At 28.8% G+C, this 12832-nt stretch carries 12 protein-coding genes; 9 read left to right on the top strand and 3 right to left on the bottom strand.

Translation table 11 applies throughout. The annotated features are described in order from the left end of the window. Window positions 1-2: 2 nt before the first annotated feature. Window positions 3-371 (top strand): DUF1801 domain-containing protein, encoded by a 369-nt coding sequence (locus KO494_RS08985; RefSeq protein WP_215967270.1) that lies wholly within the window; start codon window positions 3-5, stop codon window positions 369-371. Between the two features lie 21 nt (window positions 372-392). On the opposite strand, the gene KO494_RS08980 is transcribed toward KO494_RS08985, so the two are convergent. The 3 genes from KO494_RS08980 to KO494_RS08970 are packed head-to-tail and all read right to left on the bottom strand — an operon-like array spanning window position 393 to window position 2483. Next, a complete protein-coding gene (locus tag KO494_RS08980) occupies window positions 393-1250 on the bottom strand; it encodes a hypothetical protein (protein WP_215967269.1) in 858 nt (285 codons plus the stop codon). A 21-nt stretch (window positions 1251-1271) separates the two neighbouring features. Beyond that, on the bottom strand, window positions 1272-2090 hold the full coding sequence (kdsA, locus tag KO494_RS08975; RefSeq protein ID WP_215967268.1) for a 3-deoxy-8-phosphooctulonate synthase: 819 nt from the start codon (window positions 2088-2090) through the stop codon (window positions 1272-1274). A gap of 33 nt (window positions 2091-2123) precedes the next feature. Continuing rightward, the gene (locus tag KO494_RS08970; RefSeq protein WP_215967267.1) at window positions 2124-2483 is read right to left on the bottom strand and encodes a hypothetical protein; all 360 of its coding nucleotides are present in this window, start codon (window positions 2481-2483) and stop codon (window positions 2124-2126) included. Window positions 2484-2800: 317 nt separating this feature from the next. Here KO494_RS08970 and typA point away from each other — a divergent pair, with 317 nt between their 5' ends. The 8 genes from typA to KO494_RS08930 all read left to right on the top strand — a co-directional run bounded on the left by typA (window position 2801) and on the right by KO494_RS08930 (window position 12830). Continuing rightward, window positions 2801-4600, top strand: coding sequence for a translational GTPase TypA (typA, locus tag KO494_RS08965; protein ID WP_215967266.1), 1800 nt, complete (start codon window positions 2801-2803; stop codon window positions 4598-4600). Window positions 4601-4748: 148 nt separating this feature from the next. Then, complete coding sequence (locus KO494_RS08960; RefSeq protein WP_215967265.1) at window positions 4749-4943, top strand: hypothetical protein; 195 nt, start codon at window positions 4749-4751, stop codon at window positions 4941-4943. Between the two features lie 6 nt (window positions 4944-4949). Further along, complete coding sequence (locus tag KO494_RS08955; RefSeq protein WP_215967680.1) at window positions 4950-6338, top strand: class I SAM-dependent methyltransferase; 1389 nt, start codon at window positions 4950-4952, stop codon at window positions 6336-6338. A 1-nt stretch (window position 6339) separates the two neighbouring features. Next, window positions 6340-7821 carry a sulfatase-like hydrolase/transferase gene (locus tag KO494_RS08950; protein WP_215967264.1) on the top strand — a complete coding sequence of 494 codons (1482 nt, stop codon included), beginning with the start codon at window positions 6340-6342 and terminating at the stop codon, window positions 7819-7821. Window positions 7822-7830: 9 nt separating this feature from the next. Continuing rightward, complete coding sequence (locus KO494_RS08945; RefSeq protein WP_215967263.1) at window positions 7831-9321, top strand: sulfatase-like hydrolase/transferase; 1491 nt, start codon at window positions 7831-7833, stop codon at window positions 9319-9321. A 146-nt stretch (window positions 9322-9467) separates the two neighbouring features. Next, a complete protein-coding gene (locus KO494_RS08940; RefSeq protein ID WP_215967262.1) occupies window positions 9468-10334 on the top strand; it encodes a GNAT family N-acetyltransferase in 867 nt (288 codons plus the stop codon). Next, complete coding sequence (locus tag KO494_RS08935; RefSeq protein ID WP_215967261.1) at window positions 10331-11431, top strand: DegT/DnrJ/EryC1/StrS aminotransferase family protein; 1101 nt, start codon at window positions 10331-10333, stop codon at window positions 11429-11431. The genes KO494_RS08940 and KO494_RS08935 overlap by 4 nt, the downstream gene beginning before the upstream one ends. An 82-nt stretch (window positions 11432-11513) precedes the next feature. Further along, window positions 11514-12830 (top strand): O-antigen translocase, encoded by a 1317-nt coding sequence (locus KO494_RS08930; RefSeq protein ID WP_215967260.1) that lies wholly within the window; start codon window positions 11514-11516, stop codon window positions 12828-12830. The last annotated feature ends 2 nt before the right edge of the window (window positions 12831-12832 follow it).

Here is a 12832-nt window from a genome sequence, read left to right as displayed (position 1 = left end):
ATATGAATCCTGCAGCACAATATATAGTTAATCAACCAGAGCCGTATCGTTCTATTTTAATGCATTTGCAAGCAGTTATAGAGCATACATTGCCAGAAGTAGAATTAAAATATAAATGGCGAATTCCTTGTTATTATATTAATAACAAACCAATATGTTATTTAAATGCAAGCCACAAAAAAGCATTTGTAGATGTTGGTTTTTGGCATTCGGCTTATTTATCTAAAAAATATGAAAGCTATTTAGTTAGTGAAAACCGTAAATTAGTAAAGTCTCTACGCTATAAAACCTTAGTAGATATTGAGGATGCTGTTTTTATAGCAATTCTTCAAGAGGTGTATGCACATAAAGATAAAAGCTTTTATACATAATTTTAAAGTACGGCTTTTGATTTATACTCTAAACCTTGCTCCAAACGAAATTATACGTTGTAAAAACCAAAAATGTTGTGAAGCACTTTCGTTAGTATTGCTTGTGGTTCTTATGTCTGGCATATTAATAAAACCACCTTTTAAAGAGCTTTCCATAAAAAAGTATTTAAAAAAGGTGAAGTTAAGACCAACATTTGCAGAAATACCATAACCTGCTAAATGAAACTCGTCATACCTATCTTTTTGTAAAAGGGTAGTATTTGTTTTTGGGTATAAAATTCCTGCTCCTAAACCTTCGGTAAGGTTTAGTTGAAATTTATCGGTATTACTAACTTTAAATAGGCCAGAAATATCATCAAACCTATTTAGTTCTAGATACACATAGTTTAAACCATTAGTGTGTTCAAATTGTAAAAACTCTTCAGAAACAAAATAAGGATCTCCGGTAAACTCTTGATTAAAAATACTGCCTTCTTCCTCTGCAGGTAAATTAATATATCCACTAACATTTTTATATAAATCTTCTTTCATAACATACTTCATATGGTCAACACCTAATGAAATATTGTATTTGTCAGAAATAAAATAACCAATTTTAAAATTGGTTTGTGGTATTGTCATTCTGGTTGGGTTTATGTAATCTATATGCCAACCTTTAGGTTTGTCTACAGCAGAAGCATCATGAATGGTAAAATCATAGCCGTCTCCTTTAAATCTTATATCAGACTTAGAGAAGGTTTCTCTGTTTCCACCCCAGCTTATAAAAAATTTGCCTTTATTGTTTGCGGTATATCTTTCTGTTTTTTCTTGCGCTTGTGTTGTTATTGAAAATAGTGTAAGACTTAATATAGCTAATGTTCTTAGCGTTGCAATCTTCATGGTAAGTAAAATTTTGGGGAATTATAATGTATTTATGGTTTTTCTAATAGCAACCAAGTTGGTAAGTAGCTTTTCTAAATTGTCTAGATGCAACATATTTGCGCCATCACTTTTAGCATTTGCAGGATCAAAATGGGTTTCAATAAATAAACCATCTACATTATTTACAATTCCAGCTCTGGCAATAGTTTCTATCATTTCTGGTCTACCTCCTGTTACACCAACACTTTGGTTTGGTTGTTGTAAAGAGTGTGTTACATCTAAAACAGTAGGTGCGTATTGACGCATGGTTGGTATGCCTCTAAAATCAACAATCATATCTTGGTAACCAAACATAGTACCTCTGTCTGTAATCCAAGCTTTATCACTTCCAGAATCTTTTACTTTTTGTACAGCATGTTTCATGGCTTCCGGACTCATAAATTGTCCTTTTTTTAAGTTTACCACTTTGCCTGTTTTAGCAGCAGCAACTACCAAATCTGTTTGACGCACCAAAAAAGCAGGAATTTGTAAAACATCTACATATTTTGCAGCAAAAGCAGCATCGCTAGCTTCATGAATGTCGGTTACTGTTGGTACATCAAATTTTTCAGAAACTTTCTTTAAAATTTCTAAAGCTTTTTGGTCTCCAATACCTGTAAAACTGTCAATTCTACTTCGGTTTGCTTTTTTAAAACTTCCTTTAAAGATGTAAGGAATTTCTAGTTTATTTGTGATTTCTACTACTTTTTCGGCAATACGAAAAGCCATTTCTTCACTTTCAATAGCACAAGGTCCTGCTAAAAGAAAGAAATTGTTAGAATTAGTGTGTTTTATCTTTGGAATATCTTGAAGATTCATCTACTTAAAATTTAAGCGACAAAGGTAATCAAATTAAAAACTTTTTTTCATACTATTTCTCATAATCCATAACGCCATAATAAAGTTAGCAACGGCAATTAAACCACTGTTAACTAAAAGTTGTTTTGTTGCATTAGAAAATTGTATAATTTGTAAAAAATCAGAAACGTATGCTATTATCATGTAAGAAGATAAGCAAACAAAAGTAATCCCTAAACCAAAATTAAGTCTTTTGTTAGGTTTTAGTATTTGTAATATAAAAGGAATACCAAATAATAAAATAGGGTAAGCCGAAAGACCTTCACTTTTATTAATATAGGTAAACCAATATGCTATTATTGTTAGGTAGTATAGATAAGGGATAAATTTTGAATACTTATTAATTAGGTTCATAATGTTCAATTTTTTAGTTAGGGGGAATTTGCAATTTGATAATCTAATTTGATACTTATTTATTCTTTTTATTAGAACGAAATGTAGTAATAAAAATTACAGTGATTTTGAATTATAACAAATAATTAACTAAAAAATAACACATATGTTAAAAGAATGTGTAGGTGGTTTTTAATATGGTAAAATCAGGCTTTTTTTTGAGCTGATTATTAACAGGTTGAAATTCAGTTTATTTTATTGAAATTATAAATACTTTATAAGATGCGTATTTTACAAGAAAATAATGTACATTTGCACGCTTAAAATAAGGCACAATTATGGCTAATATTAAAAACATTGCAATTATTGCACACGTAGATCATGGTAAAACTACATTAGTAGATAAGATCATGTACCATTGTCAACTCTTTAGAGAAAACCAAAACACAGGTGATTTAATTCTAGATAACAATGATTTAGAAAGAGAAAGAGGGATTACAATTACTTCAAAAAACGTATCTGTAGTTTATAAAGACACAAAAATAAATATTATAGATACTCCTGGTCACGCCGATTTTGGTGGAGAGGTAGAGCGTGTATTAAACATGGCTGATGGTGTAGTATTGTTAGTAGATGCTTTTGAAGGCCCAATGCCACAAACGCGTTTTGTATTACAAAAAGCGATTGACTTAGGTTTAAAGCCTTGTGTAGTTGTAAATAAAGTAGATAAAGAAAACTGTACACCAGACGAAGTACATGAAAAAGTTTTTGATTTAATGTTTGAATTAGGTGCTGAAGAATGGCAACTAGATTTTCCAACAGTATATGGTTCTGCAAAGAACAACTGGATGAGTGATGATTGGAAAAACGAAACCGATAACATTGAACCATTATTAGATATGGTTATCGAGCATGTACCAACTCCAGTTTTTGAAGAAGGAACAACGCAAATGTTAATTACATCTTTAGATTTCTCTTCTTTTACTGGTCGTATTGCAATTGGTAGAGTACAGAGAGGAACTATTGTTGAAGGACAACAAATCGCTTTAGTAAAAAGAGATGGAACTGTTATAAAAAGTAAAGTAAAAGAAGTTTTTGTTTTTGAAGGTCTAGGACGTAAAAAAGTAGAAAGCGTACAAACAGGAGATATATGTGCACTTGTTGGTGTTGAAGGATTTGAAATTGGAGATACTATTTCAGATTTAGAAAATCCTGAAGGTTTAAAATCTATTGCTATAGATGAGCCTACAATGAGTATGTTGTTTACAATTAATGATTCTCCTTTCTTTGGTAAAGATGGTAAGTTTGTTACTTCTCGTCATATTAAAGATCGTTTAGAAAAAGAATTAGAAAAAAACTTAGCACTTCGTTTAGGAGAAACTGCTACTGCAGATAAGTTTATGGTTTTTGGTCGTGGTGTATTACACTTATCGGTATTAATTGAAACCATGCGTCGTGAAGGTTATGAATTACAAATTGGGCAACCACAAGTAATCATTAAAGAAATTGATGGTGTTAAATGTGAGCCAATAGAAGAATTAACTATTGATCTTCCTGAAACCGTTTCTGGTAGAGCTGTTGAGTTTGTAACTTTACGTAAAGGAGAGTTACTAAGTATGGAAGCTAAAGGAGAGCGTATGATCTGTGAATTTATGATTCCTTCTCGTGGTATTATTGGTTTACGTAACCAATTACTAACTGCAACTGCAGGAGAGGCTATTATGGCACACCGTTTTAAAGAATACCAACCATTAAAAGGAGCAATTCCTGGACGTGTTTCTGGTTCTTTAATATCTATGGAAAACGGAACAGCTATTCCTTATTCTATTGATAAATTACAAGATAGAGGTAAGTTCTTTATTGAGCCAGGAGAAAGTGTTTATGAAGGTCAGGTAATTGGTGAAAACTCTCGTCAAGATGATATGGCTGTAAATATTACTAAAGCTAAAAAGCAAAGTAATGTACGTAGTTCTGGAGCAGATGATAAAGCTAAAATTGTACCAGCTATTAAATTTAGCTTAGAAGAAGCTTTAGAGTACATACAAAAAGATGAGTATGTTGAAGTAACACCAAACCACTTACGTTTACGTAAAATTTGGTTGTCTGAAACAGATCGTAAAAGAAACAAGATTGTTTAAGTAATAGTTTTGATTATAATATTAAAAAGGAATCCATTTTGGGTTCCTTTTTTTTGTTTTTTAAACTACAGAATTAGGTAAGCTATTAAATCTAAGGATTAAGCATAATTGTAAAGTTTAAGTTTAGTATATTTACAAAAATTTTTATATGCATTTTTTATATTTCGATCCAGGTTTAGGCGCTATGATAGTGCAAGCAATTGTAGCTGCAGTTGCTGGAGTTGTATTATTCTCTAAAGGTTTAATGTATAAGATTAAAACGCTTTTAGGTTTCTCTAAAAATCAGGAAGACGACATGTTTGATGATATTGAAATTAAAGATCAAGATACAGAAAATAAATAATAGTTGGTGGTAGATAACAGTAAGCACGCTTCATCCTTTCGAGATCCTTCAGGTTATATTTTTACGGAAGAAGGTGTTATTAAGCGTGCAATATTTCCTATATATTTTAAGCAATACAACGCTTTAACAACCTCTGGTTTTTTTGACAGTTTATTTAAAAACAAACTTCTAATTCCGCATAGCGAAATTACAAATGCGGTAGATAAAATTGTTATACAACCTGAGAATATTTCGTTTATAACCTATCCTTATGAATGGAGTTTTAATATGTATAAAGAAGCAGCGTTATTAACATTAAAGCTTCAAAAATACAGTTTAGAAAAAGGGTTTACTCTTAAAGATGCAACAGCTTTTAATGTTGCTTTTCATGAAGGAAAAGCTATTTTTATAGATACGCTTTCTTTTGATTTTTATCAAGAGAACACACCTTGGCGAGCTTACAAGCAATTTATTACACATTTTTTAGCACCTTTAGTTTTAGCGCATTATCATGGTGCACAATCTTTAAAGTTGATGAGCAATTTTATAGATGGTATTCCTATTAAAATGTTAGCTTCTATGCTTCCGTTTAAAACCAAAATGAATCCGTTTTTGTATTCTAATATTCATTTGTTAGCCAAATTTGAAGACAAGCATAACGAAGACTATAAAGGCGAGTCTAAAGCTTCCGTATTATCTAAAAAGGGACAGTTAAATATTATTCAATCTTTGTATGATTATATTAAAAAACTAACTTTAAAAGAGCATAGCGAATGGGGAAATTATTACGATAAAACCAATTATAGTAACGATGCATTTGTACAAAAATCTGCAATAATTGATACGTGGATAGAAAATATAAAAGCAAAAACATTAATTGATGTTGGTGGAAATGATGGCACTTTTGTTAGAAAAATAAATACAAACTTAGAACAAGCTCTGGTTTGTGATATTGATAATAACGCAGTAGATTTTAACTATAAAACCATTAAGGAAAACAAAGAAAGCTTTATTACGCCTTTTGTTTTAGATGTTTTAAACCCTTCTGCAGCAATTGGTTTTCAAAATACAGAACGTGATTCTTTTATTAATAGAATGAAAGATTTTGCTCCAGATGTTACTTTGGCTTTAGCAGTAATTCACCATATGTCATTATCTGGCAATGTAACTTTTGATATGTCTGCAAAATTTTTCGCTTCGTTTTCAAAACATTTGGTTATTGAGTTTCCTAAACGAAACGATTCTTGGGTACAACGTTTATTAAATAGTAAAGTAGATTTTAAAGACCATTTTAATTGGTATGCTTTAGAAAATTTTGAAACAGCTTATACAACTTATTTTGAAGTTATTGAAAAAAAGCCAATTGCCAATAGTGAACGCGTAATGTATTTACTAAAACCAAAACATGTTAAGTAGTTTGCAAAATAAGGTAATTACTTTTCTTACTAGCAAAAAAGACTTTCCTGTTCTTGCTGCAATAGCTGTAGGTTTATATCCATTACTATATTATTACGATCTTAATTTTGCATTAATTAACTCCAAATCGCAATTTGTTTTTTTTGTTTGTAGTTATATAATTATTCCGCTAATTGCATTTTGTAGTTTACATTTTTTATCTAAAAAAATAAATTTTTCAGCAAAAGCAAAAGCTGTTTTATCGACTATTTTCAGCATCACTTTTTTTTTAGTATTCATTGTAATAACACTTTTCGGATTTAATTTTATTAAACTATTACTAGCTTTAGTTATTGGTTTGTTATTGGGTTTTATTCTCTATAAGCACAGAAATAAAGTGATACTATTTCAGTTAATACTTGCTTTTTTAATCCTTCCAAAATTAATTCCAGATATATATAGAGAGGTTTTTTATTCTGATGCTTGGATGCAGCAACCAGATGCAATTGAACAAACAGTTTTTAAAAAGAAGCCAAATGTTTATGTGATACAACCTGATGGTTATGTGAATTTTTCAGAATTAAATAATAGGCTGTATAATTTTGATAATCATATTTTTGAAGGTTTTTTAAAAGAAAATAAATTCACGTTTTATCCAAAATACCGAAGCAATTATACTTCTACATTAAGCTCAAATAGTTCCTTGTTTGGTATGAAGCATCATTATTATGGTAACAGTACTTTAGGTATTAATCCTTCTCATAATTCTAGAAATGAAATTGTAGAAGATAATCCTGTTTTACGAACTTTTAAGAATAATAATTACAAAACATTTTTACTATTACAAACACCATATTTGCTAGTTAATAGACCAAAAATAGATTTCGATTTCTGTAATATTTCTTTAGACGAAGTTTCCTATATAGCAAGAGGATTTAGTAAAGATAAAGACTTAAGTAAAGATGTAAAAACAGCAATTCAAGAAAATAAAAATACTTCCAATTTTTTCTTTATAGAAAGTATGTTGCCAAGTCATATAATTACACATGACAATCCAAATAATAATATAGAAAAGGAAAGAGAATTATATTTAAAAAGGCTTCAAAAAGCAAATATTTGGCTTACAGATTTAATAACTTATATTAGTAATGAAGATAAAGATGCTATTGTTTTAATAGTTTCAGATCATGGTGGTTATGTTGGTTTAAGTTCGATGTTGCAAAACGAAGCAAAACAAACAGATAGAGATATTGTGTATTCTATGTTTTCTGCTGCATTAGCAATAAAATGGAATGATACAACTCCAGAATTTGATAGTGAATTACAGTCTTCTGTAAACCTATTTAGAACCTTGTTTTCTTATTTAAGTGAAGATGATTCGCTTTTAAAAAACTTACAACCCAATGAAAGCTTTACAGTAATAAGAAGAAATAATCCTAAAGGAGTATTTAAATTAATAGATGAAGAAGGTGCTGTGGTTTATAAAGCTTTAAAGAATAAGTAATAAATTTTTATGATTAATAATTTAAGAAATAAAATTATTGCTTTTATGCAGAGCAAAATAGAATATCCTATTATTGCTGCTGTAGCTGCAGGATTATTTCCGTTCGTTTTTTATTATTCCAGAAACTTTACTTTAATTAATTCTTGGAGTCAGTTTTTATATTTCTTAGTCTACTTTTTAGTAATACCAATTGTTGTTTTTAAACTTGCATATCTTTTATGCAATAAAATTTCTTTTTTTAAACCAGCAAAAAAGTTTGCATTACCTTTTTTAAATTTTTCTTGGGCAACTTATTTGCTAATTCATGTTAGTATTGGGTTTCGCATTAAAATAATTTTTATTTCAATTTTATTGGTTTTGCTAGCTACATTTTTGCTTTATAAATACTTTAATAAAGTAATCGTTTTTCAATTTGTTTTAGCAATTGTAAGTGCTATTTCTTTTTTGAATTTTTTCGTTTTTAATGTAAAGAATTCCCAAAAATGGCTTGTACAACCAGATGCTATTGAAGAAGTAGTTTTTAAGAAAAAACCAAACATTTATTTAATTCAGCCAGATGGCTATGCTAATATTTCTGAACTAAATACAGGTTATTATAATTTTGATAACAGCCAATTTGAAACTTATTTACAAAACAAAGATTTTAAAATTTATGCAGATTATAGAAGCAATTATTATTCTACATTAAGTTCTAATAGTTCTTTGTTTGCTATGAAACATCACTATCATAATGCTCCTGTAAATAAGGTTACCGAACTGTATAATGCAAGAGATGTTATTGTTGGAGAAAATCCTGTATTAAAAATATTAAAGAACAATAATTATAAAACACATCTATTACTAGATAAGTCCTATTTGCTATACAATAGGCCAAAATTGTTTTATGATACTTGTAATATTAGCTTAAAGGAACTACCGTTTTTTTCAAAATGGTTAGCTGTAAACAAAGATGTTTTAAAAGATTTTAAGACAAATATGTCTATTAATAAAGAAGCTAATAATTTCTACTTTATAGAACAAATGTCGCCAAGTCATATTACTAATAGAAGAGAACCTGGAGATATTGCAAAATCAGAACGCGAAAAATACTTGTCTAAACTTGAAGAAACCAATATATGGCTAAAGCAAATTATAGATTACATATCTGCAAAAGATAAAAATAGTTTGATAATCATTGCAGCAGATCATGGTGGTTTTGTAGGTATGAATACTACAAAAGAGAGTTTAGTTAAAAGCGAAGAAAGAGATTTAGTATATTCTATATTCACTTCGCAATTAGCAATAAAATGGCCAGAAAATACTCCTGAATTTGACGCTAAATTAAAAACGCCAGTTAATCTTTTCAGAATTTTATTCTCCTATTTATCTGAAAATGAATCCTATTTAGAAAATTTGCAAGAAGATAAAAGCTATACTTTTATTGAAAAAGGAGCGCCTTTTGGAGTTTATGAACTAATAAATGAAAAAGGAGAAGTTGTTTTTAAAGAATTATCTAAATAAATACTAATAAAATTAGTACTTTCAGCCTTATAAAAAGAAATCAAATTAGTTTTATAGTCCATAAATATAGTCCAGAAAATAAAGCACTTTGGAACAACTTTGTTGCCAAAGCTAAAAATGCTACGTTCTTATTTCAAAGAGATTTTATGGAATATCATCAAGATAGATTTGAAGATTATTCCTTATTGATTTTTAAAAATGAAAAGTTAATAGCTGTTTTGCCAGCAAATATCACAAATGAAAATGTTTTTTCACATCAAGGTTTAAGTTATGGAGGACTTATTGTTTCAAAAAAAATGCGAAGTCAAGATTATATTTTAGCATTTAAACAAGTATTAGAGTTCTTAAAAAACAATTCTGTAAAATGGCTATATATAAAAGAATTGCCTTATATATATCATAATAATTTACACGCAGAATTTGATTATGTGGTAACAGCTTTAAGGGCAGAAGTAGAGGCTTTAAACAGTTATTATGTTATAGATGATTTACAAAACTACAAGCCAAATAGAAATAGAAAAAGAGCAATAACAATAGCAGAAAACAGTCAAATTACGATTGGTAACGAAGGATTAGAATATTTTTGGAAAGATATTTTAACCGTAAATCTAGAGACTAAATTTCAAGTAAAACCTGTACATACTATTAAAGAAATAAAACAATTAATGCAACACTTTCCTGAAAACATTAAATTCTTTTCGGCAAGTATTAATTCGGTTGTAAAAGCTGGAGTTGTTATGTTTATTACTAAAAACGTAGCGCATTTTCAATATAGTTCTGGAGATGAAGAAAGAGATGAAACAGGAGCTTTAGATTATCTTTTCCATTATATTATTAAAAAATATGCAACTAAAAAGTATGTTAGTTTTGGAAGCTCTGCAACAGATAAAAGCTTAAAAATAGATTTAGGATTAACGTACTGGAAAGAGAGTTTTGGTGCGAAATTAATGCCTCAAAAAACATATAAAATAAGCACAAATTCTTACAGCAATTTAAATCAAGTTTTTAAATGATTAAATTTCTAGACTTACATAAAATTAACGCTCGTTTTGAAACCCAGTTTCATGAACAGTTTCAGCAATTTTTAAATTCTGGTCATTATATTCTTGGAAACCAAGTTGCTGCTTTTGAAACCAATTATGCTAATTTTTGTGGCACCAAGCATTGTATTGGTGTAAGTAATGGCTTAGATGCCTTAATTTTAATTTTTAAAGCCTATAAAGAACTTGGTGTATTAAAAGAAAACGATGAAATTATAGTTCCTGCAAATACTTTTATTGCTAGCTTTTTTGCAGTAATTCACGCAGGATTAAAACCTGTTTTTGTAGAGCCAGAATTAACCACTTACAATATTGCAACTTCAGAAATTGAAAAACACATTACAGCAAAAACAAAAGCTATTCTAGCAGTACATTTGTATGGTCAAATAGCAGATATGAGTAGTATTAATAGCTTTGCAAAAAAGCATAACTTATTAGTTATTGAAGATGCAGCACAAGCCCATGGAGCAATATATAAAACCAATAAAAAAGCGGGTAACCTTGGTGATGCAGCAGCATTTAGTTTTTATCCAGCCAAAAATCTTGGTGCTTTAGGAGATGGAGGAGCTATAACTACAAATAATGATGCTCTTGCTAAAGTAATTAAGAAGTTAAGAAACTATGGTTCTTCAAAAAAATACATGCATGATAGTGTAGGTTTTAACAATAGACTAGACGAAATACAAGCAGCTTTTTTAAATATTAAACTTCAAAAATTAGATGAAGACAATGCAAAACGTCGAGAAGTAGCAAAACGTTTTATTTCAGAAATAAAGAATAAAAAAGTAACACTTCCGTTTTATAATAACTCAAAGAACCATGTTTTTCATCTTTTTGTTATCTTAGTAGATGATAGAACAGGTTTTATTAATTATTTAAACACGCATGAAATAGAAACACTAATACATTATCCCGTTGCTCCTCATAAGCAAGAAGCATTAAAGGATTTTAAATCTTTAAAATTACCAATAACAGAGCTAATTCATAAAAACATTGTAAGCCTACCTATTAGTCCTGTTATTACAACGCAGGAAATTACCCAAATCATACAAATTATTAACACATATTAATTGAAAAAAAAACAGCTACTTTTTGGGTTACAAATAAATTTTGTGAAAAATCTGTGCATAAAAAAACATTTTACTTAAACAGATGAGAAGTTTATTAAAGTATATAAATAATAATGTTTTATTTAAAGTTGCTTCACTAAATTCTGTTGCAGTAATAACTAAAATAATTACAGGTTTTTTAACCTCTAAAGCTATTGCATATTTTATTGGTGCAGAAGGAATGGCTTTAATTGGTAATATGCGTGATTTTTTGCGTTCTGCACAATCTGTTTCTATACTTGGGCTTTATAACGGTGTTGTAAAATATATAGCAGAATTTAAAAACAAAACTTTAGAATTAAGTAGAACTTTATCTACAGCTTTTTATTTAGGTTTTATTTCTACTTTTCTAGTATCCTTTTTTTGCTATTTTAATGCACAAAACATTAATAATTATCTGTTTCCTGTATATAATGACTATGCGTATGTAGTAAAAATATTTGCTATTACTTTACCGTTTTATACGTTAAATATGTTTTTGTTTTCTATTTTAAATGGTTTTTCAAAATATAAAATAATACTCATAATAAGCATTATAGGCCAAACCTTAGGAGCTATTGTAACTGTACTTTTAATTTGGTTAAATAAAATAGATGGAGCGCTTATAGCAATAGTAATAGTAGAGTCTTTAATTTTACTAATAACATTAGTTGGTATTTCTAACCAACGTAGTCTAGTACCATTAATTAAGGTAAAAAATGTTAGATTTTCTTCTATTAAAAAATTAAGTTCTTATTCTATAATGGCATTGTTTTCGGCAATTGTTTTGCCTATAGTAGCAATTGTAATTCGTACTTATATTATAGATAATGTTAGTCACCAAGCAGCAGGTTTTTGGGAAGCTATGAATAGAATTTCAAAATATTATTTAATGTTTGTAAGTTCTTTGTTAACCTTATATATTTTGCCTCGTTTGTCTGAAATAGATAATGTTAAAGAATTTAGAAAAGAAGTTTTTGGGTTTTATAAAACGATAATTCCTGTTTTTGCAACTGGCTTAATCGTTATCTATTTGTTAAGATCTTATATTGTTACCATTGTTTTTACAGCAGAATTTAAACCTGTTGAAGATTTGTTTTTTTGGCAATTATTAGGCGATTTTGTAAAAGTATTATCTATAGTGATTTCTTACCAGTTTTTAGCAAAAAATATGTTTTGGCATTATATTATTACTGAAGCTTTCTCGGTACTTTTAATGTACTTAGCTAGTATTTATTTTATAGATTTATTTGGTGTTAAAGGAGCCGTAATTGCACATTTTGTAAACTATGTAATTTATTATGCTGTAATTTTATTAATCTTTAGCTCTTCGTTATTTGGTGTTTTACCAGACGATAGTGATAAAGAATTTAACGAATAAAA

It is taken from the genome of Lacinutrix sp. C3R15, from assembly GCF_018860825.1.
In the GTDB taxonomy this organism is placed as follows: Bacteria; Bacteroidota; Bacteroidia; order Flavobacteriales; family Flavobacteriaceae; genus Oceanihabitans.
The sequence above is the reverse complement of the archived record's forward strand: the minus strand, read 5'-3'. Positions and strand labels throughout refer to the sequence as shown.